Origin of the sequence: Citrobacter sp. Cpo030, assembly GCF_030333005.1 — a bacterium.
GTDB classification, from domain to species: Bacteria; Pseudomonadota; Gammaproteobacteria; order Enterobacterales; family Enterobacteriaceae; genus Citrobacter; species Citrobacter portucalensis.
The window spans coordinates 166,258-187,255 of the sequence record NZ_JAOWGT010000074.1 but is presented as its reverse complement, the minus strand read 5'-3'; the positions used below and the strand labels follow the sequence as shown (position 1 = coordinate 187,255).

Annotated in this window: 17 protein-coding genes; 8 read left to right on the top strand and 9 right to left on the bottom strand. The window is 52.3% G+C overall.

The features are described 5' to 3' along the window. Positions 1–218 precede the first annotated feature (218 nt). The gene (locus tag OGY37_RS20205; RefSeq protein ID WP_279275392.1) at positions 219–824 is read left to right on the top strand and encodes a helix-turn-helix transcriptional regulator; all 606 of its coding nucleotides are present in this window, start codon (positions 219–221) and stop codon (positions 822–824) included. A 15-nt stretch (positions 825–839) separates the two neighbouring features. Here the strand turns inward: OGY37_RS20205 and OGY37_RS20200 are convergent, their stop codons facing one another. Beyond that, complete coding sequence (locus tag OGY37_RS20200; protein ID WP_003827448.1) at positions 840–1,190, bottom strand: glycoside hydrolase family protein; 351 nt, start codon at positions 1,188–1,190, stop codon at positions 840–842. Positions 1,191–1,276: 86 nt separating this feature from the next. Further along, a complete protein-coding gene (locus OGY37_RS20195; RefSeq protein WP_063941878.1) occupies positions 1,277–1,816 on the bottom strand; it encodes a GNAT family N-acetyltransferase in 540 nt (179 codons plus the stop codon). 167 nt (positions 1,817–1,983) lie between these two features. On the opposite strand from OGY37_RS20195, the gene OGY37_RS20190 reads away from it, so the two are divergent. Then, entirely contained in the window at positions 1,984–3,573 is a 1,590-nt protein-coding gene (locus tag OGY37_RS20190) for an STY4199 family HEPN domain-containing protein (protein ID WP_286621828.1), read from the top strand. A 27-nt stretch (positions 3,574–3,600) separates the two neighbouring features. Here OGY37_RS20190 and OGY37_RS20185 read toward each other — a convergent pair whose 3' ends face one another. Continuing rightward, positions 3,601–5,250 (bottom strand): alpha,alpha-trehalase, encoded by a 1,650-nt coding sequence (locus OGY37_RS20185; RefSeq protein ID WP_003827453.1) that lies wholly within the window; start codon positions 5,248–5,250, stop codon positions 3,601–3,603. 426 nt (positions 5,251–5,676) lie between these two features. Between OGY37_RS20185 and OGY37_RS20180 the strand changes: the two genes are divergently transcribed. Then, complete coding sequence (locus tag OGY37_RS20180; RefSeq protein WP_003827455.1) at positions 5,677–7,071, top strand: cytochrome-c peroxidase; 1,395 nt, start codon at positions 5,677–5,679, stop codon at positions 7,069–7,071. Positions 7,072–7,113: 42 nt separating this feature from the next. On the opposite strand, the gene gorA is transcribed toward OGY37_RS20180, so the two are convergent. Both gorA and OGY37_RS20170 read right to left on the bottom strand, forming a co-directional pair. Beyond that, entirely contained in the window at positions 7,114–8,466 is a 1,353-nt protein-coding gene (gorA, locus tag OGY37_RS20175) for a glutathione-disulfide reductase (RefSeq protein ID WP_286621686.1), read from the bottom strand. Positions 8,467–8,570: 104 nt separating this feature from the next. Next, a complete protein-coding gene (locus tag OGY37_RS20170; RefSeq protein ID WP_003827459.1) occupies positions 8,571–9,413 on the bottom strand; it encodes a 23S rRNA (adenine(2030)-N(6))-methyltransferase RlmJ in 843 nt (280 codons plus the stop codon). Between the two features lie 208 nt (positions 9,414–9,621). Between OGY37_RS20170 and prlC the strand changes: the two genes are divergently transcribed. Both prlC and rsmJ read left to right on the top strand, forming a co-directional pair. Beyond that, the gene (prlC, locus tag OGY37_RS20165; protein WP_126317262.1) at positions 9,622–11,664 is read left to right on the top strand and encodes an oligopeptidase A; all 2,043 of its coding nucleotides are present in this window, start codon (positions 9,622–9,624) and stop codon (positions 11,662–11,664) included. Between the two features lie 8 nt (positions 11,665–11,672). Further along, positions 11,673–12,422 carry a 16S rRNA (guanine(1516)-N(2))-methyltransferase RsmJ gene (rsmJ, locus tag OGY37_RS20160; RefSeq protein WP_003827462.1) on the top strand — a complete coding sequence of 250 codons (750 nt, stop codon included), beginning with the start codon at positions 11,673–11,675 and terminating at the stop codon, positions 12,420–12,422. A gap of 346 nt (positions 12,423–12,768) precedes the next feature. On the opposite strand, the gene OGY37_RS20155 is transcribed toward rsmJ, so the two are convergent. Then, positions 12,769–13,968: an NAD(P)/FAD-dependent oxidoreductase gene (locus OGY37_RS20155; protein WP_286621685.1), complete on the bottom strand. Its 1,200-nt coding sequence runs from the start codon at positions 13,966–13,968 to the stop codon at positions 12,769–12,771. 232 nt (positions 13,969–14,200) lie between these two features. Between OGY37_RS20155 and OGY37_RS20150 the strand changes: the two genes are divergently transcribed. Then, positions 14,201–14,704, top strand: coding sequence for an RrF2 family transcriptional regulator (locus tag OGY37_RS20150; protein WP_284968635.1), 504 nt, complete (start codon positions 14,201–14,203; stop codon positions 14,702–14,704). Positions 14,705–14,791: 87 nt separating this feature from the next. Here OGY37_RS20150 and dtpB read toward each other — a convergent pair whose 3' ends face one another. Beyond that, entirely contained in the window at positions 14,792–16,264 is a 1,473-nt protein-coding gene (gene dtpB, locus OGY37_RS20145) for a dipeptide/tripeptide permease DtpB (protein WP_003827469.1), read from the bottom strand. 281 nt (positions 16,265–16,545) lie between these two features. Further along, positions 16,546–16,983, bottom strand: coding sequence for a universal stress protein UspA (gene uspA / locus OGY37_RS20140; protein ID WP_003023368.1), 438 nt, complete (start codon positions 16,981–16,983; stop codon positions 16,546–16,548). 392 nt (positions 16,984–17,375) lie between these two features. Here uspA and uspB point away from each other — a divergent pair, with 392 nt between their 5' ends. Then, positions 17,376–17,711, top strand: coding sequence for a universal stress protein UspB (gene uspB, locus OGY37_RS20135; RefSeq protein WP_003023371.1), 336 nt, complete (start codon positions 17,376–17,378; stop codon positions 17,709–17,711). 64 nt (positions 17,712–17,775) lie between these two features. Here uspB and pitA read toward each other — a convergent pair whose 3' ends face one another. After that, complete coding sequence (gene pitA / locus OGY37_RS20130; RefSeq protein WP_003827471.1) at positions 17,776–19,275, bottom strand: inorganic phosphate transporter PitA; 1,500 nt, start codon at positions 19,273–19,275, stop codon at positions 17,776–17,778. A gap of 229 nt (positions 19,276–19,504) precedes the next feature. Here pitA and OGY37_RS20125 point away from each other — a divergent pair, with 229 nt between their 5' ends. Continuing rightward, a complete protein-coding gene (locus OGY37_RS20125; protein ID WP_008786394.1) occupies positions 19,505–20,698 on the top strand; it encodes a BaiN/RdsA family NAD(P)/FAD-dependent oxidoreductase in 1,194 nt (397 codons plus the stop codon). The last annotated feature ends 300 nt before the right edge of the window (positions 20,699–20,998 follow it).

The window sequence follows — 20,998 nt, the reverse complement described above, 5'->3', positions numbered from 1 at the left end:
ATGAGCATCGAATATTAAGACTTTCCCTAGTTTTCGAACCTGTTTTTGTTCCTTTGTATGATCCTTCGGGTTGAGCTGTAACTATTCATAACTTCTGCTTCTTTCTTCTCTGTCTATCGGTAAAATGGCCCCCGCCAAATGGTGACTTCTTATTTTACCCTATGGGTAATACCCTTCCGCATGTTAAGGCTAATATCCTATTCGGATGGAGACAAATAATGCAGGTAGTAATGTTTGACAGGCAGTCAATATTTATTCATGGAATGAATGTAAGTTTGCAGCAAAGTATTCCAGGAGTGGATGTTCAGGGTGTCAGTCAGGCAGATGAACTTTGGCTGACGCTGGAAGATAAACCCGAGGCATTAGTTATATTGGATGGCGACCTTGATGCTGAGTTCTGCTGTAGCTTGCTGCAACAGATAGCAGAGCGCTTTGCGATGGTGAAGGTGCTGGTGACCGCAACGGACTGCCGTAAAAAATGGTTGCAAGAGGTCACTAAACTGAACGTGCTGGCCATTGTTCCGCGCGATTCTGACGCGGAAACCTTTACGCTGGCCCTCAATAGCGTCGCGATGGGTATGATGTTTATCCCCAGAGACTGCATAACCGCTACCGAAAGCGGTGGGCAAAATATCAGATTGCTCAGCGCGCGCCAGCGGGAGATTTTGACCATGCTGGCCGCCGGAGAATCTAATAAACAAATTGGTCGACTGTTAAATATCAGTACCGGAACGGTAAAAGCCCATCTTGAGTCGTTGTATCAGCGCCTGGAGGTAAAAAACCGTACGCAGGCGGCAATGATGTTAAACAACACCATTTACTAGGAACATATTTCACAGTCAGAATATTTCAGGCTGTGAAATAGACACCGGCCAGATATTTTTAGCGCAAAATTGGGTAATTCCCACGCTGAATATCCACGTAATTAATGCTTCCAGCTGAAACCTGTCTTTTATTTGCGTCATTTCCTTATAGATGAATGCCTCGCAGATACTCATATCTGCGAGCAGCAATGTTTCTGCCTGCATCACCGTAATTGGGGTATCAAAGGATTCATTGGCGGAGATTTCGTGCCCGTAACCAATGACCCAGATGCCTTTTTTGTCCTGATACTTTTCCAGCGACAGGCCCTGCCATTGCTTAATAAATGCGATACAGGCGGGCGTGAAATGTGTCGAACGCAGCGGCATAATCATCTCTGTGCAAAGAGACCTATTCTAAAAAAACCACGCCGTTACGCTAGTTGCCTGAGAGCCAGTATTTACCGCAAAACGACCTATGCCTTGGGCGGCTGATATTCCTGTTTTAACAGACCAAAAATCCAGTCATCGTGCCAGGTTTGATGTAGCCAGTAGCTTGCGCGTAGCGTGCCTTCATGAATGAACCCGACCTTTTCCAACAGACACCGTGAGGCTTCGTTTCCTGCGGTGACACAGGCGGTCAGTCGCCGCAGACCGCCGCTGGCAAAGGCGTATTCACACACGGCATGCAGAGATTCAGCGCCATAACCTTTACCCTGCGCCTCTGGGGCGAGCAGAAAGCCAACCTCGGCACATTCATTGTTCTCCTGAATGTATCCGGTCACGCCAAGCGGTGCTCCCGATGTCTTATCGCACAAGAGCAGACATAGCCAGTGCGGGCTGCCGGGAAACCATTCAGGCAGGCGGGAGTCGAAGGCTGTCCGTACTTCCTCTTCAGTACGTGCGTCAGCGACAAAACGCATCACATCTGGGTTCTGCTGTAGCGTTAAGAAGAACGTCCAGTCATTTTCTGTCAGTGGGCGGCAGAGCAGACGTGATGTTTGCAGTACAGGCACAGGCTTATCTCCAGAATAATTTTCAATGATTGTGCGGAAGTCACTGTAAAACTTATTTATTTGCTATATGAATGTGTTCTAGTCTACATCGGCACAACGTTGCGTTTAAAAAAGATAATTACATACCATTGTGAGGCCGCACGTTTTGGGTCCTTTTAGGGAAGATGATGACCAATAGCGCGTTACAAGCGACATGTACACCCTTTGAACATTGTCTGGGGATTATCCGCCAGGCGTCGGTAGAAATATTACTGCTGCTAGGCGTACATGCCGCAGAAGGCAAAGACCCGCGGTGGTTTCTCGAACAGCTGGATCAGGCACGACTGAATCTGGGCGGCTGGGGGGCTGTCGCCAGACGGTTGCAGATGAATGATGCGCAATTGAGCCAGTTCACTCTGCGGCTACGTCATCTTCAACAGAGTGTACCCCAATATGAAAATGGCCAGGACGTCAGTGAAAACCAGCTGATTTCAGCGCTGCGCTTTGTGGCTTCTCTGGAACAATTACGCCAGCAACAGCCCATCCTGAAGTATCAAACCGAAATTGCACCTGTGGAGCCGGATGCTCAGATGCGGGCGCAGCGTCAACTTCGCGCAATAGAATTAACCCTCAAATCTCTGATTGCACGGGTATGGCCGGATCAACATCCTCTCAACAGCTTTCTGAAACAGCACTTTGGTGGTGAACGTCTGCGTCGCTGGCTAAAGTTGGGCGAAGGACGAGATGCGCTGGACGGTATGATGTTTAGCGAGCTGGCACTGATGGTCGTCGATAAGAAATTATTCGTTCGCCACTTTACGCAGATTTTTAACGATACTTCAGTGCTCATGTCATTTGTTGAGCCGCGCATCACGCTACGCATGTTTTTGGATGATTGCCGCCTGGCTCGTAACTGCGTTATCGCGCAGCCGCCGCTGACGTCGGTACAACTGATATTGCTGGACTACCAGTACCGACAGATAACTCATCCTGTGCAACGGGCATTTGAAGAACGGCGTACGCGCATTAATCCTGCGTCGTATCTGGAATCTGATGAGGCCATGGTCCGCCAGTTTTGGGAAACAGCAAAGCAAAAAGACGAGCAAGCGGGAGGCGATAAGCATGAAATCGCAGACAGCATTGATCCGCCGGAAAAGCGGGCCAAGCGCACGGCGGAAGAACGTGAACAGCTGATTTCCGGTATGTTGTGGGTAGCGGTCGGCGTGATGGTGCTGGCGATTTCGCTGGGTGCGTTCTGGTTATTTACTTCGCCAGCGCCACAGGCGTCTTCCGGACAGTCCGTTGAAATCGTACAAGAGGAGCCACGGCGTGATGCCCCTAGCGCACGGGAGGCGGTGACCCGAATGGGCATCACCTGGGATGCCTTTAACATGCGGGCGGCTATCGATCGCAATGACACCCGCGTGACGTCACTTTTTCTGCAGGGCGGGATGGACTGGAAGCTGGCGTGGACGGAGCAGGCGTTTTCGGCGGGCAATACTGAGGTGTTGAGACTGCTGCTGCGTTACCCTTCGCAGATGGATGAAAGCAAACCATGCCGACAGTTTATGACTACGCTCAGCCATGCGATGTCGAATGGGGCATCGCTCACTTCGCTGCATAAAAGTTATCTGCAAAGTTTTTGTTCCGTGCCTGCGGTCGTTGCGCGTCAGCAATATGATCTTGAGCAGGCCGAGCTGCGTGTTCGCGCCCAGCCAAGCCCTGAGAACAAGAAATGGCAGAAAATTCACGCCGAGCTGTATGATGCAATTAACTGACAGCCTGATGACTCAGACCGTCAGCCGCTAGGGTTCGCCATACAAACCGATGAGTCTGCGCACCACGCCATTGGTCCAGCCAAAGCCGTCCTGCAACGGATATTCCCCGCCGCCGCCTTCGCGCGGCGCGGCGTCGGCTATGTGGTATTTTTCGATAAGCTTGTGGTGTTCCTGATAAAAGAGATTCACCGTTTTCAACCAGTTACGGGCAATTTCATCCCCGAGATGGTCGTCACCGTACAGTTTGAAGCCTTGGATCGCCATCCACTGCAGCGGCGCCCAACCGTTGGGTTTATCCCACTGTTCACCGGTTTCATGCTCCGTGGCTAAAATGCCACCGGGCGTTAGCAGGCGACTGCGAACCGCGTTAGCAAGCCGATCGGCTTGTTCATGCGTTGCCATACCGACATACAGCGGCACAATACTGGCGGCAGAGAACAGGGCCATTTGTTCGCGCCGCCAGTCGTAATCGCGATAGCAGCCGTTTTCATCGTCCCAGAGATAGCGGTTTACCGCATCACGACGATCGCTGGCTTTCTGGCGAAAAAGTGCTTCCGTTTCTTTGTCACCTTTTAGCGCGGAAATATTGGCGATAGTGCTTTCCAGCTTGTAGAGGAATGCGTTCAGGTCAATCGGGATGAACTGTGTGGTGCGTATGCTGGCAAGGCGGCCCGCGTCGCGTAGCCAGCGCGAGGAATAATCCCAGCCGGAGGCCGCGCCTGCGCGTAAATCCCGATACACTTCATTGGGCGGGCGACCCGAATGTTTGGCGGTCTCAACGTCTTCAAGCCATGATTCATCGCGCGGCGTATCACGATCGTCCCAATAGCGGTTAAGTAGAGAGCCGTCCGACATTCTGATCACGTGGCGGTAGGCCTGGTTGAGCACCAGGGAATCGGCGCCATCCATCCAGAACGCGTACTCCATTTTTAGATGATCAAGGTAACGACGCGCGCCACGTACGCCATCCTCTTCAAACAGTTCCACCATCAGCGCAAATACCGGCGGCTGTGAGCGACTCAGATAGTAAGTGCGGTTGCCGTTCGGGATGTGACCATAGTTTTCAATCATCCAGGCAAAGTTATCTGCCATACATTTCAGCAGATCTTCGCGGCCGCTCTCTGCCAGACCCAGCATGGTAAAGTAGGAATCCCAGTAGTAGGTTTCGCTAAAACGCCCGCCTGGCACAATGTATGACTGCGGTAACGCCAGTAGCGAGGACCAGGGAATATGATCCTGCGGTTCGCGCGTCAGCACCGGCCACAGTTGATCGATATGCTCTTTCAGCGAACTTTCCGGGTCAGAAACGTATTCGCTGGAGGGCGTTTCCGGGAGCCAGAAATGGTTCTCGACGAAGCGTCGCAGATCAAAGTCCCGATGGCGTTTAACCTTGCGATAACGAATTAAAATGTCGAGCGGGTCCATTTTGGGCGCACAATCTGGGAAGGTTTTACTATCCGCAAACAGTTTGGATGACTGGACGTGTTCGAACAGTTCGAGATAACGATCGGCAGGGGTTAACGCATCGGAAGCGGGGAGCCCTTCAATCATCTCCGGCTCAGGCTCTGCCTCAATCATTTCATCCAGCTTTAACTCGCACGGATCCATTTCATAAAGCAGATCGATGTCGATCGTCATTTCTTCAGAAGGGGCGTGGGGTAGTTTCTGGTTGAGCATAATGAGAAAGACCTCCGATGGACGTTGAAAGATTAAGGCTATTGCCCGGTCGTCAGTTAAGCGTAGACATTCGCTTCGGTGTCGGGTGAGTAAAGCGTGCGGTTGATCACGTTTTAATGCTGAGCAAAATTTAAAGAATCAGACTATCCCAATGAAAATAATGGATAATTCAAATTTCTGCATGATCTGAATATATTCCATTTTCAGAGCATTCGATTGCAACGAGGTGTGAACAGAGACAGGTAACGCCTTATCTCTATAATAGGCGCAGGCTATTCTATTGATAGTTCTCCCCCATGTAATTGCTTGATACTTATCAAAATAGTAATTCCCTCATTTCCTATGATGGTCAGGTCTGACAAAGACTGTGCATTAATTATTCTAATTTTCTGGGTCACAATAACTCACAACGGTGAGGGTAAAATAATGAAAATCATTACCCGTCTTACCGCGATTGCCATAGCTGGCATCGTGATTTGTTATTTTGGATTATCCGGTTATGTGTGGTATCACGATAATCAACGTAGCAAACAGGCTGATGTTCAGGCCTCTACGCTGGAAGAAAATAATAAGGTATTAGGATTTTTACGCGAAAAAGGATGCGATTATTGTCACACGCCTTCAGCTGAATTACCTTTCTATTCTTCTTTTCCTGTCGCTAAGCAGTTGATGAATTATGATATTCAACTGGGATACAAATCATTCAATCTTGAAGCCGTTCGTGCGGCGCTGGTCGCAGATAAACCCGTTTCGCAAAGCGACCTGAATAAAATTGAGTGGGTGATGCAGTACGACACCATGCCGCCAACGCGATATACCGCGCTGCACTGGGCCGGGAAGGTCAGCGATACGGAGCGAGCCGAGATCCTGGGCTGGATTGCGAAACAGCGTGAGCAGTATTACGCCAGTAACGATACCGCCACGCAGCATCGTAATGAACCGGTGCAGCCGATACCAGAAAGCATCCCAACCGATGCCCGCAAAGTAGCGCTTGGCTTTACGCTTTACCACGACCCGCGTATTTCAGGTGACAGCACGATTTCTTGCGCGCATTGCCACGCCCTGAATGCAGGCGGCGTGGATGGCCGGAAAACGTCGATCGGCGTAGGCGGCGCCGTTGGCCCGATTAATGCGCCGACGGTGTTTAACTCGGTCTTCAACGTTGAACAATTCTGGGATGGTCGTGCGCCAACACTGCAGGCGCAGGCAGGCGGCCCGCCGTTGAACCCTATCGAAATGGCGTCTAAATCCTGGGATGAAATTATCCAGAAACTGGATAAAGATCCGCAATTGAAGCAAGAGTTTATCGCGGTTTATCCGCAGGGATTCAGCGGGGATAATATTACCGATGCGATTGCTGAGTTTGAGAAAACGCTAATTACGCCAAATTCGCCGTTTGATAAATGGCTTCGCGGCGATGAAGCGGCGTTAACTGCTCAGCAGAAACATGGCTATCAATTGTTTAAAGATAATAAGTGTGCGACCTGTCATGGCGGTATTATTTTAGGCGGGCGCTCATTTGAGCCATTGGGTTTGAAAAAGGACTTTAATTTCGGTGAGGTCACTGCCGCAGATATTGGCCGCATGAACGTCACTAATGAATTACGTGACAAGCTGCGTCAAAAAGTCCCGGGCTTGCGTAACGTTGCGCTGACCGCGCCTTATTTCCATCGCGGTGATGTGCCTACGCTCGATGGTGCGGTAAAACTGATGCTGCGTTATCAGGTGGGTAAAGAACTGCCGCAGGAAGATATCGACGATATCGTGGCGTTCCTCGAAAGCTTAAACGGCGTGTATACGCCATATATGCAGGGTAAATAAGAGAAAACCGGATGGCAAAGCACCATCCGGTTTATTTATTGCTTAACGCATGGTAACGAATTCTTCTGCCGCAGTTGGGTGAATCGCAACGGTGTTATCAAAGTCTTTCTTGGTTGCGCCCATTTTCAGCGCGACCGCGAAGCCTTGCAGCATTTCATCCATTCCAAAACCAATACCGTGAATACCGACAATTTTCTCTTCCGGACCGACGCAAACCAGCTTCATGCGGCACGGCTGACGATGTGAGGTGACAGCGGTATACATCGCGGTAAATGATGATTTATACACTTTCACCTGGTCATCGCCGTGCTGTTCGCGAGCCTGCTGCTCGGTCAGGCCCACGGTGCCAATTGGCGGGTGGCTGAAGACCACGGTCGGGATGTTGCTGTAGTCCAGATGTTCGTCCGGCTTGTTGTTAAACAGACGCTCGGACAGGCGACGGCCCGCGGCAACGGCAACCGGCGTCAGTTCAACGGCACCGGTGTTGTCGCCGACGGCATAAATACCCGGCACGCTGGTGTTCTGGAATTTATCAACGACGATGTAGCCTTTTTCATTGGTTTTCACGCCGGTAACAGCCAGATTGAAGTTGTCCGTTTCTGGCTCACGACCAATCGCCCAAATCAGGCAGTCTACCGTTTCGCTACGACCATCTTCCAGTTGCAGGGTCAGGCTGCCGTCAGCGTTTTTAACAACCGCTTTTGGAATCGCGTGAGTATGCAGAGTCGGGCCTTCGGCGTTCATCACCTCAACCAACGTCTCGACGATCATCGGATCAAAACTGCGCAGCGGCGCGTGTTTACGCACGAACAGGTGAGTTTCTGCGCCCAGGCCATTAATCACACCAGCCAGTTCAACGGCGATGTAGCCTGCGCCAACAACGGCTACACGTTTTGGCAGCGCTGGCAGCTCAAAGAAACCATTAGAATCAATACCGTATTCCGCGCCAGGGACAGCCGGGCGACTCGGGCGACCACCAGTGGCAATCAAAATATGATCGGCAGTAATGGTTTCACCGTTTACTTCAATGGTTTTGGCATCCACAAAGCGGGCAAAGCCTTTGATCACATCGACATTATTTTTGCCCAGCACGTTGTCGTACGAGGTATGAATACGATCGATATAAGCGGTACGCGTGGCGATCAGTTTATCCCAGTCGAACTTATTGATGGTGGTGTCGAAACCGTAATCCGGACCGTACATGTGGATCGCTTCGCGGACCTGTGCGGCATGCCACATCACTTTCTTCGGTACGCAGCCAACGTTAACGCAGGTGCCGCCTAACTCTTTGGCTTCAATCAGTGCGCATTTTTGACCGTACATTGCTGCACGGTTAATGGAGGCAATACCGCCGCTGCCGCCGCCAATAGCGATGTAATCATAGTGCTTGGTCATGACCGCTCCTTTATGTTCATTGTAGGGCGGAGAAGCATTACGCCATCCGCCAAAATATTCGCGATTGTATACCTGATATTAAAAGGTTCCACCGATGGCTGCGATTACTCCGGCACGATCCAGCTTACGGAAGTATGCCCGGTTCCTGTCGGAACCAGTTTGCTGTGCAACCACGGCAGGACGTTGTTCATCTGCTGCTCCAGCTTCCACGGTGGGTTAATCACAATCATGCCGGACGCCGTCATGCCGCGCTGATCGCTGTCCGGGCGTACCGCCAGCTCAATTTGCAGAATTTTGCGGATGCCGGTGTCTTCCAGGTCGTGGATCATGCGCTTGATTTGTTGGCGCAGAACCACCGGATACCACAATGCATAGGTGCCGGTCGCGAAACGTTTGTAGCCTTCGTTAATACCGGTCACTACTGCCTGGTAGTCGCTTTTGATTTCGTAGGGTGGATCGATAAGGATCAACCCACGACGGGAAACCGGCGGTAATTTTGCTTTCAGCTGCTGATAACCATCGGCTTTGGCCACGCGAGCGCGCTCATCTTTCTGGAATTCGCCGCGCAGCAGAGGGAAGTCGCTCGGGTGCAGTTCAGTTAATTGCAGACTGTCCTGTTCGCGCAGTAGCTGGCGAGCAATTAACGGAGAGCCCGGGTAGTAGCGCAACTGACCGCTACGGTTGAAGTGTTGCACCACGCCAATGTAGGGTTCCAGTTCTGCAGGCAAATCGTCCTGCTGCCAGATGCGGGCGATCCCTTCCAGATATTCACCGGTACGTTCGGCATGCTCACTGCTCAGCTGATAACGGCCAGCACCAGCATGGGTGTCCAGATAGAGAAACGGTTTTTCTTTCTCTTTGAGCGACTCGATGATCAGGCTCTGAACGGTATGTTTAAGGACGTCGGCGTGGTTGCCTGCGTGATAACTGTGGCGATAACTGAGCATGGGTAATGAAATTCCGCTGAAATGACGATTTGCCACAGTTTACAGCAGATCGGCACAGATTACCCGTAGGCCCGGTAAGCGCAGCGCTACCGGGCGTCTTTCCGTCACGGTTAGCATTGAAATCCTCTACACTTAACCCCATTGTACAAATTAATATGCACAGCGCCGGATACGCGCTTCATTCACTCTTTTCAACAGGACCGCGCTAATGACCAATCCATTGCTGACTCCCTTCGAACTGCCGCCGTTTTCTAAAATTCAGCCTGAGCACGTTGTGCCTGCCGTCACTCAGGCGCTGAACGATTGCCGTGAAAATGTTGAGCGAGTGGTTGCGCAGGGCGCGCCGTACACCTGGGAAAACCTCTGCCAGCCGTTGGCGGAAGTTGACGATGTGCTGGGGCGTATTTTCTCTCCTGTTAGCCACCTGAACTCGGTGAAAAACAGCCCGGAACTGCGCGAAGCCTACGAACAAACGCTGCCGCTGCTGTCTGAATACAGCACCTGGGTTGGACAACATGAAGGCCTGTACAAAGCGTACCGCGATCTGCGTGATGGCGATCATTATGCCACCCTGAACACTGCACAGAAAAAAGCGGTTGATAACGCGCTGCGCGATTTTGAGCTTTCTGGTATTGGTCTGCCGAAGGAAAAACAGCAGCGCTATGGTGAGATCGCTACCCGCCTGTCTGAGCTCGGCAACCTGTACAGCAATAACGTCCTCGATGCTACGATGGGCTGGACTAAGCTGGTGACCGACGAAGCGGAACTTGCCGGGATGCCGGAAAGCGCGCTGGCCGCCGCAAAAGCTCAGGCTGAAGCCAAAGAGCAGGAAGGCTATCTGTTAACGCTGGACATCCCAAGCTACCTGCCGGTGATGACCTACTGTGATAACCAGGGGCTGCGTGAAGAGATGTATCGCGCTTACTCCACGCGCGCGTCTGACCAGGGGCCAAACGCGGGCAAATGGGACAACAGCCCGATAATGGAAGAGATCCTCGCGCTGCGCCACGAGCTGGCACAACTGCTGGGCTTTGAGAGCTACGCCTTTAAATCTCTGGCTACCAAAATGGCGGAGAACCCGCAGCAGGTACTCGATTTCCTGACTGACCTGGCGAAACGTGCCCGTCCGCAGGGTGAGAAAGAGCTGGCTCAGCTGCGCGCCTTCGCGAAAGCGGAATTTGGTGTTGATGAGCTACAGCCATGGGATATCGCTTACTACAGCGAGAAACAAAAACAGCATCTCTACAGCATCAGCGACGAGCAGCTGCGTCCTTACTTCCCGGAAAACAAAGCCGTTAACGGCCTGTTTGAAGTGGTTAAACGTATTTATGGCATCACCGCCAAAGAGCGCACCGATGTTGACGTCTGGCATCCGGAAGTTCGTTTCTTCGAGCTGTACGACGAAAACAACGAGCTGCGTGGCAGCTTCTATCTTGATCTGTATGCCCGTGAACACAAACGCGGTGGGGCGTGGATGGACGACTGTGTCGGCCAGATGCGTAAGACAGACGGCACATTGCAAAAGCCGGTCGCTTACCTGACCTGTAACTTTAACCGTCCGGTGAACGGTAAACCTGCGCTGTTTACCCACGATGAAGTGATCACCCTGTTCCACGAGTTCGGCCACGGTCTGCACCATATGCTGACCCGTGTCGAAACCGCGGGCGTTTCCGGTATCAACGGTGTGCCATGGGATGCGGTCGAACTGCCGAGCCAGTTTATGGAAAACTGGTGTTGGGAGCCGGAAGCGTTGGCGTTTATCTCTGGTCACTTTGAGACCGGTGAACCGCTGCCGAAGGAACTGCTGGATAAAATGCTGGCGGCGAAAAACTACCAGGCAGCGCTGTTTATTCTGCGTCAACTGGAGTTCGGTCTGTTTGATTTCCGTCTGCACGCGGAGTTTAACCCGCAGCAAGGGGCTAAAATCCTCGAGACGCTGGCGGAAATTAAAAAACAGGTCGCCGTGGTGCCGGGCCCAACGTGGGGCCGCTTCCCGCATGCCTTCAGCCATATTTTTGCTGGTGGCTACGCAGCGGGTTACTACAGCTATCTGTGGGCAGACGTACTGGCGGCAGATGCCTTCTCTCGCTTCGAAGATGAAGGGATTTTCAACCGTCAGACCGGACAATCGTTCCTCGATAATATCCTTACCCGTGGCGGTTCTGAAGAGCCGATGGAACTGTTCAAGCGCTTCCGTGGCCGCGAGCCGCAGCTGGATGCAATGCTGGAGCATTACGGGATCAAAGGCTGATTATTCACGTGAAAATCTGCTTAGTAGATGAAACAGGCGCCGGAGACGGCGCCTTATCTGTTCTTGCCGCCCGCTGGGGACTGGAACACGATGAAGATAACCTGATGGCGCTGGTGATGACGCCGGAACATCTGGAACTGCGCAAACGTGATGAACCCAAACTCGGTGGTATCTTCGTGGATTTCGTGGGCGGTGCGATGGCCCATCGGCGCAAATTTGGCGGTGGACGCGGTGAAGCGGTGGCGAAGGCGGTTGGCATTAAAGGCGATTACCTGCCGGATGTGGTCGATGCGACAGCTGGGCTGGGGCGCGATGCGTTTGTACTGGCCTCGGTAGGCTGCCGCGTACGAATGCTGGAACGTAATCCGGTGGTTGCGGCACTGCTTGATGATGGCCTGGCGCGCGGCTATGCCGACCCGGAAATCGGTCCGTGGCTGCAGGAACGTTTACAGCTGATCCATGCGTCGAGTCTGACGGCGTTAACCGATATCACGCCGCGCCCGCAGGTGGTGTACCTCGATCCGATGTTTCCACATAAGCAGAAAAGCGCGCTGGTGAAAAAAGAAATGCGGGTGTTTCAGTCATTGGTGGGGCCGGATTTAGATGCGGATGGGCTGCTGGAGCCTGCGCGTCAGTTGGCCACCAAACGTGTGGTGGTGAAGCGCCCAGACTACGCGCCGCCGCTGGCGGATGTCGCCACGCCGAACGCGGTTGTGACGAAAGGGCATCGGTTTGATATCTACGCTGGGACAGCATAGTTTGTAGGTCTGTGCGCTGTGCTGCCTGATGCGCTGCGCTTATCAGGCCTACGACAGCGTGTCTTTGTAGGCCACATCCCGGCTTGGTGCGCTGTGCTGCCTGATGCGCCGCGCTTATCAGGCCTACGACAGCGTGTCTTTGTAGGCCGGATAAGGCGTTAGCCGCATCCGGCATGGTGCGCTGAATCGCCTGATGCGCTGCGCTTATCAGGCCTACGACAGCGTGTCTTTGTAGGCCACATCCCGGCTTGGTGCGCTGTGCTGCCTGATGCGCTGCGCTTATCAGGTCTACGGCAGCGTGTCTTTGTAGGCCGGATAAGGCGTTAGCCGCATCCGGCATTATCCATTAAACAAACGGTGCCAGCGGGTCGGCAATCTCAAATGCTACTGCTCGGTCTGCTTTCGGTGGGTAAATCAGCTCGCTGACAATCGACACCTTCAGCTTCTTCGCTTCTGCGCGCGTCAGTTTCACCTGTTGATCCCATCCTTCGCTATACACTGCACCCCAGGCACCAAGATCCAGGCAGGTGACGTAGTTTTCCTGACGATATGGCAATGGCGTTACGTCCAACAGGTCCGCCGCAGCGTTATTACCGGCAAATTTACCCAACAAAATAGCGTGCTGACAGGTCATTAACGCATGGTTGCCTTTGTCGTCGGTGGCGGCATAGGCCACATCGCCAGTGGCGTAGATATCATCGTGACCCACAACCTGCAGATTGGCATTCATATGCAGGCGGCCCTGGCGATCGCGCGGGGCGTTAATCTGTGCTGTCAGGCTATTGGCCTGTACGCCGACGGTCCAGATAACCGTTTGAGAGGCAATCACCTGCCCATTTTTCAGCGTGACGCCGGAGGCATCCACGCTTTCTACTTCCGCATTGACCAGCCACTCGACGCCCAGTTCAGCAGAGGCTTCGATAATCACGTCACGTAATTCCTGGCTCCAGCGTCCGCCTGGCTGAGCACCGCGTTCAACTACGACAACTCTGGTCTTAGCATCAGCGCCCAATATTTCGCGCAAACGACCCGGTAATTCCAGCGCCATCTCTATCCCGGTGAAACCACCACCACAGACCACGACCGTATTGCGAGCCTCACTTTCCGGTTGTAATGCCAGATCGTGAATGTGCTGCTCCAGTACGGCGGCGCTCTCAAGTTGGTCGAGGTCAAACGCGTGCTCGGCGGCACCGGCCACGGCGTCGCGGTTTACGTGACTTCCGCTGGCGAGCACCAGGCGGTCATAGCGACGCAGATGAGTGTCACCGTTGGCATCTTTCCAGCTCACCTCTTTAGAGGCCGGGAGGATTTGCTCGACGTGACCTTGCAGGAAGTTGACGCCGGTAACGTCAAACAACGGTTGCAGTGGTGCGACCAGCGTATGAACGGCGCTTTCATAAAATCGTGGGCGGACACGCAGCTCCGGTTGTGGCGCAATTACTGTAATATCAATGGCCTGCTGATGTTTATCCGCTAGTCGTGCGGCGCTTAATGCTGCCCACATACCGGCAAAGCCGGCGCCCACGATCAGAATTTGTTTACGCATTGGGGTTTTCTCACTGGTGACTACGAATTATTTACTCGGATTTTATTTGTCGTAGTTAGGAATTGCAATGCGATCGAGATCCTTTTTGCCTCAAAGGGTGGTGTTTTTTGATTATCTGATTGATAAATATGCATTTAAAGTTCTGTTGTGAAAAGGGGTTACTTTGCTGTCTGGAATGAATGAGATGAAAAAGCTACAATAAACTCAGATTCATTTTGGCTGAGATAAGAGAATGGCATTCTACAGTTCGGGAGTTGAGTACGGCATTCATAGCCTGATGTGTATGGTCGACAGTAAGGGCGACGCGCGGGATATGAGCGTGCGGGAAATAGCCGAACTGCAAAGCGTACCGTATGACTATCTGGCAAAAATTTTCACCCGTCTGTCCAAAGCGGGTCTGGTGCGCAGCATTGAAGGCAAAGGTGGCGGTTTCCAGTTAGCTAAACCCGCTGAACGCATCACGGTGCTGGATGTGGTGAATGCTATTGATGGTGATAAGCGCATCTTTGAATGTCGTGAAATTCGCCAGCGGCTGGCGGTATTTGAGGAGCATCCACCGGAGTGGGCCTGTGAAGGCATTTGTGGTGTGCGTTCGGTAATGGATATGGCTCAGCAGCGAATGGAAGAAGCGCTCGGCCAGCATACGATTCTGGACTTGGCGCGCAAAATGTACCGTAAAGCACCGGACACTTTTGTGGTGGAAGTGCAGGAGTGGATAGACGCGCGTAAAGGGTAGTGAGTGATAATGCCCGATAGCGCAAGGCGACCGGGCATGTTGAATGTAGGCCGGATAGGGGCAATAGCCGCCATCCGGCACTGAAGGTTATTGCTCGGTGCTCGGCGTATTAATCATGCGGTTCAGCCATGGCACCATAATCGCCATCACGACCGTTACGGCCAGGGTGACAAGGCCAATCTTACTGAAGACGTTGGTATAGATAGGCAGCGTTTGCAGCGGGTCGGTGATGTTCTCTGGTACGGCGGTGAACGTAGCGACATAACCCCCCATCAGGAAGGCTGCGGCCTGCGTCAGGAACCACATCCCAAGAATGAAGCCCATCAGGTGTTGTGGCACGAGAGCGGCGACCATAGCCAGTCCCAGGGCGCTAATCAGCAGTTCACCCAGGCTCTGGAACAGATACACCAGCACGATAAACCACGGCGACGTCAGCCCTTGTGCATCGGCAAACCACATCCCGGCAGCGGCGGCCGTCAGGAAGCCCAATGAGCACAGGAACATACCGAGCGTAAATTTCATCGGCATGGTCAGGTCTTTGCCTTTGTTGCCCAGACGGGTATAGATTGCGGCCAGTACCGGACTCGCCAGTACCACCCAGAACGGGTTCAGCGCCTGGAAGCTCACCGGGTTGATGGCGAAACCAAGAATTTCATGGTGTACGTTATTGATCGCAAAGAAGTTAAGCGATGTCGGCATCTGCGCGTACAGCACGTAGAACACCACCGCTTCCAGCATCAGGATAAAGGCCACGAACATCTTGTTGCGCCCGGTTTTATCCAGTTTGAATGCCTGACGGAAGAAGATGATGGTCACGACAATCGACAGGACGATCAGCACCAGGTTGGCAATCTGCACGTTGTGCATCAGCCAGGCGCAGATAAATACCATCACTACCGTACCGGCCAGCACGTACAACAGGTTACGGAAATTCAGTGGCTTATGGTCTGGCTCAGAGCCGATATTTTTCACCATTCCGCGGCAGGCAAAGTAGACCAGCAGCGCGACGATTAGTCCGGCTCCGCACAGGTTGTAAGTCACAGCGTAGCCAAACTTATCGGCAATCACCGGCGCCAGCGACAGTGACAGCAGCGAACCGATGTTAATCGACATATAAAACAGGGTGAAAGCACCGTCCAGACGGGCGTCTTTCGGGGGATAGCATTTTGACAGCAGGCTTGCCGGGTTGGCTTTAAATAGCCCGTTACCAACGGCAATGGTACCCAAAGCAATAAAGATTAGATCCGGCTTAAGCAGCGACATCCCGGTCATGAAGTAGCCGATTGCTAGCACAATGGCACCGAGTACCAGCGTGCGCTTGGTGCCTAACAGGTGGTCGCCGACGTAGCCGCCGATCGAGATCAGGCCGTAAACCAGTGCGGCAAAGGCACCAAAGGTGACAAATGCCTGTTCTTGTGAAAATCCGAGCTGCTTAACAAAAAATACCGCCAGGATGCCCTGTACGCCGTAATAGCCAAATCGTTCCCATAATTCCACAAAGAAGATCATGAAGAACGGACGAGGTTGCTGCAGCAAGCCCGTAGGTGCAGTTTTATTCATATTCCATCGCCTTTCAAAGCCATCCCGAAAAGTATGAACGCGTATGCTTAAACGCGCCGAAAAAGTCTTATTTTGTTATAGACTGCGGTTATTGGCCGCAAGGGTAGAGTATTATAGAGATAGTTTTCGATCCAATTAGTTGATCACACTAATTATGATTTGTTTGTTGGATTGATGTACTAATTGTGACCGAATGATAAAAACAAAAACGCCCGCGAAGGCGGGCGTTTACAGGCTTAACGACTTGCAGTGGGCCGGGTTAACTTCCGGCGGCAAGCATTTTATGCTTCTTCGTCGTCACGCAGCGGAACAATCAACATGTCGACGTGGACGGTGTTGATCAGTTGGCGCGCGGAGGACATCAGTTTGCTCCAGAAATCCTGGTGGTGACCACAGACGACCAGATCCATGTCGTATTTTTTGATGGCATCAACCAGAACCTGACCCAGGTCGCCGCTACCGCTCAGGGTTTCGGTGATAGGGTAGCCTGCATTGGTGGACAGCTCGGTTAACGCGTGGTGGGTTTCTTCAGAAATGCGTTTCTGCATGTCGCCCAGATTCACGTCGATGAGCCCGGTGTACAGGTCGGAATAGTTTACGTCAACGTGGATAAGGGAGACTTTAGCATTGTAAGGTCGCGCCATAGAAACCGCTTTTTCAACCAGAACTTTGCTTTCCGGAGAAAGATCAACCGCGATAAGAATGTGTTTATAAGCCATAGTGTTACTCCTTCCATAAGTTGTCGATGACTAGCCTGCTGGCGTTATATGCCGCCGCGTCATCCGCGTCCTGCGAACCTTGTGCGCGGGGCTAGCCCAGTCGTAAAAACGTACCATATAAGGACTATCCTTACATTATAGCGACCAGGATAATCCGTCAATCCGCCTTGCTTGCCAAATAGTTAAACAAATTTTTAAGTTAATTGCATTGATAGCGATTAACCTTATGGCAAAAAAATTAACTAATCTCCTACACTATCTAAAGAGGCGTTCGGATGCGTGATACTAACACGAACGGTTTCGGCTGCACTCTTCATTGAATGGTTTGGCAGGGTATCGGGGAGCGGTAGTCCCGGAAAGGAGTTCCGTGGGCGGGTCGCCGAGGAGGAGGTATGATAAGCACCATTGCATTATTCTGGGCTTTATGTGTCGTTTGCATTGTTAATATGGCGCGCTATTTTTCTTCGCTACGCGCACTGTTAGTGGTACTTCGTGGTTGCGATCCATTGCTTTACCAGTATGTTGATGGAGGGGGCTTTTTTACCTCGCATGGGCAACCGAACAAGCAGATGCGCCTGGTGTGGTATATCTACGCTCAGCGTTACCGCGATCATCATGATGATGAATTTATTCGCCGCTGTGAGCGGGTTCGCGGTCAGTTCATTCTCACCAGCGCGCTATGCGGCCTGGTGCTAATCAGCATGGTTGCGCTGATTATCTGGCACTGATGCCAACAACAGATACAAAAAAAGCGGGTCAGCTTCCTGACCCGCTTTTTTACCGTGCATTCGCTTAGATAAGCTTCAGGGACAGCCAGTACAGCACCCCGGAAAGAATAATCGCAGCCGGCAGGGTGAAGACCCAGGCCATCAGAATGCTGGTTACCGTTTTACGCTGCAATCCGCCGCCATCAACAACCATCGTCCCCGCAACGGAAGAAGAGAGAACGTGGGTGGTAGAAACGGGCATACCGGTGTAGCTGGCGAGGCCGATAGAGACTGCGGCGGTCATCTGCGCCGACATCCCCTGGGCATAAGTCATGCCTTTCTTACCGATTTTCTCGCCGATGGTGGTGGCAACGCGACGCCAGCCAATCATCGTACCAATACCCAGCGCCAGTGCGACGGCCATAATGATCCAGATAGGCGCGTACTCAATGGTGCTCAGCATGTCAGCTTTCAGTTTTTTCAGCAGACGCTGATCGTCAGCGCTTACGCCAGGCAGCTTAACCACTTTATCGGTGGTATCAGAGATGCACAGCATAATACGGCGCAGCTGACCACGCTGTTCGACGCTTAACTTGTCGTAGGTTTCCAGGTTCGCCAGCATACCTTTCGCACGTTCCAGCGCGTTGATGGTATTCGCCGGGTGGCAATGGAACTCTGTCGTCGTCGCAGGTGCCGCGTCCGTCGGGGACGGAATCAGCTGGTCTACGCCTGTGGCCTGTTTAAGCAGGTCAGGACGCTGCTGGAAGAAGACTTCGACGTTATTGATTGCATCACGGGTACGGGTAATCTCGTAACCGGAAGCATTCATATTCACCACGAATCCTGCAGGCGCTACGCCAATCAGCACCAGCATCACCAGACCAATGCCTTTCTGCCCGTCGTTAGCGCCATGAGAGAACGCTACGCCGATAGCGGAGAGGATCAGTGCAATACGGGTCCAGAACGGCGGCTTTTTCTTGCCATCTTTCTTTTCACGTTCTGCTGGCGTCAGGTGGATACGGGCACGTTTTTTTGTACCGCTCCAGTAGCGACGCAGAATGAAAATAAGACCGCCAGCAACCACCAGACCAACAATTGGCGAGATGATAAGCGAAGCAAAAATACCGATAACTTTCGGAATGTTAAGTGCGTCCACCACCGAGGTGCCGGTCATCAGTGCATTGGTTAAACCAATACCGATAATGGCGCCAATCAGCGTGTGGGAGCTGGATGCAGGTAAACCAAAGTACCAGGTACCCAGGTTCCAGATAATTGCCGCCAGCAGCATGGAGAACACCATGGCAAGGCCATGTGACGATCCCATATTAAGCAGCAGATCCGTTGGTAGCATATGCACGATGGCATACGCCACGCTGAGACCACCCAGCAAAACACCAAAGAAGTTGAACAACGCAGCCATGACCACCGCCAATTGCGAACGCATTGCACGGGTATAGATCACGGTTGCGACAGCATTGGCTGTGTCATGGAAGCCGTTAATTGCTTCGTAGAACAGCACAAAAGCCAGAGCAAGCAATAGTAAAAGCCCGGTATGTAAATCCAGGCCAGCAAACAAATGTAGCATAGGACGTTACGCCATTTTGAGGACATGAACGCGGCGCATTATCAGTGACTTTGGCGGCGCGGGCAAAGTGAAATATAGAGTTTTTTTGATTTGTCTCCTGCTTTGTTTTACACCACTAAAGAATTATCCTATATATTTCAGTTAAATACCCTTTATCGGTAGTTTGGTGCTGGTGCGACCACTGAGGAATCTTTACAATTCACACCCGCTTTTTAGAGAGGATCGCAACGTGGAAAGGTTTGATACCGTTATTATAGGCGCTGGCGCAGCGGGTATGTTTTGTGCCGCGCAGGCAGGACAAGCAGGTAGTCGAGTACTGCTGATTGATAATGGTAAAAAGCCAGGGCGCAAGATTCTCATGTCTGGCGGGGGACGCTGCAACTTTACCAATCTTTATGTCGAACCGGCCGCCTATTTGAGCCAAAACCCCCATTTTTGCAAATCGGCACTTGCGCGTTACACGCAGTGGGATTTTATCGACCTGGTGGGCAAACACGGTATTGCCTGGCATGAAAAAACGCTGGGTCAGCTGTTCTGCGATGATTCCGCTCAGCAAATTGTCGATATGCTGGTAGACGAGTGTGAAAAAGGTAACGTAACTATGCGGTTACGGAGCGAAGTCCTGAGCGTGGTGCAGGATGATGAAGGTTTCACCCTCGAACTGAATGGCATGACGGTCGGCACGAAAAAACTGGTTATCGCTTCAGGTGGGCTTTCCATGCCGGGTCTGGGGGCAACGCCGTTTGGTTATAAAATTGCCGAACAGTTTGGTCTGAAGGTGTTGCCAACGCGCGCGGGACTGGTGCCCTTTACGTTGCATAAGCCACTGCTGGAGCAGCTTCAGGTGCTCTCTGGCGTGTCGGTCTCCTCCGTTATCACCGCCGAAGACGGCACCGTATTTCGTGAAAATCTGCTCTTTACACACCGAGGACTTTCGGGCCCAGCTGTTTTGCAGATTTCCAGTTTTTGGCAGCCAGGCGAATTTGTCAGCATTAATTTGTTGCCGGATGTTGACCTTGCGAGCTTCCTCGACGAACAACGTAGCGCACATCCTAACCAGAGCTTAAAGAACACCTTAGCAATGCAGTTGCCAAAGCGTCTGGTGGAATGCTTGCAGCAGTTAGGGCAAATTCCTGACGTGTCTCTGAAGCAGCTTAACGTGCGCGATCAACAGACGCTGGTTGAAACGCTGACCGAGTGGCGGGTGCAGCCGAACGGTACGGAAGGGTATCGTACCGCTGAAGTCACGTTGGGTGGTGTCGATACTAACGAGCTGTCATCGCGCACGATGGAAGCCCGCAAAGTGCCAGGGCTCTACTTTATCGGCGAAGTGATGGACGTCACCGGCTGGTTGGGTGGCTATAACTTCCAGTGGGCATGGTCGAGTGCCTGGGCATGTGCGCAGGATTTGGTATCTGAATAAGCGAAGACGATACGTTGAGCGTGGACCCGCTGCGTTTTACATAAAGCTCACTTGTGAAATTTGCCCGGTAAATGGATTGCCGGGCACGATTTTTTTCCTGCAACATACCTGCTACAACCGAATAGACATATTGAATCCAGGTGTTAGTATTCAATAGACAGCAGTAATGAGTATGCGTGTTTCATTTCCGGCCAGGAACGCTGATGATGACAACATTACTACCCGATATCACAGCATTTTCATCATTCACTTCCTTCGCGGCGCAGGTTGCTTGCATGCCTGTCTGCTCTCTGGCCATTG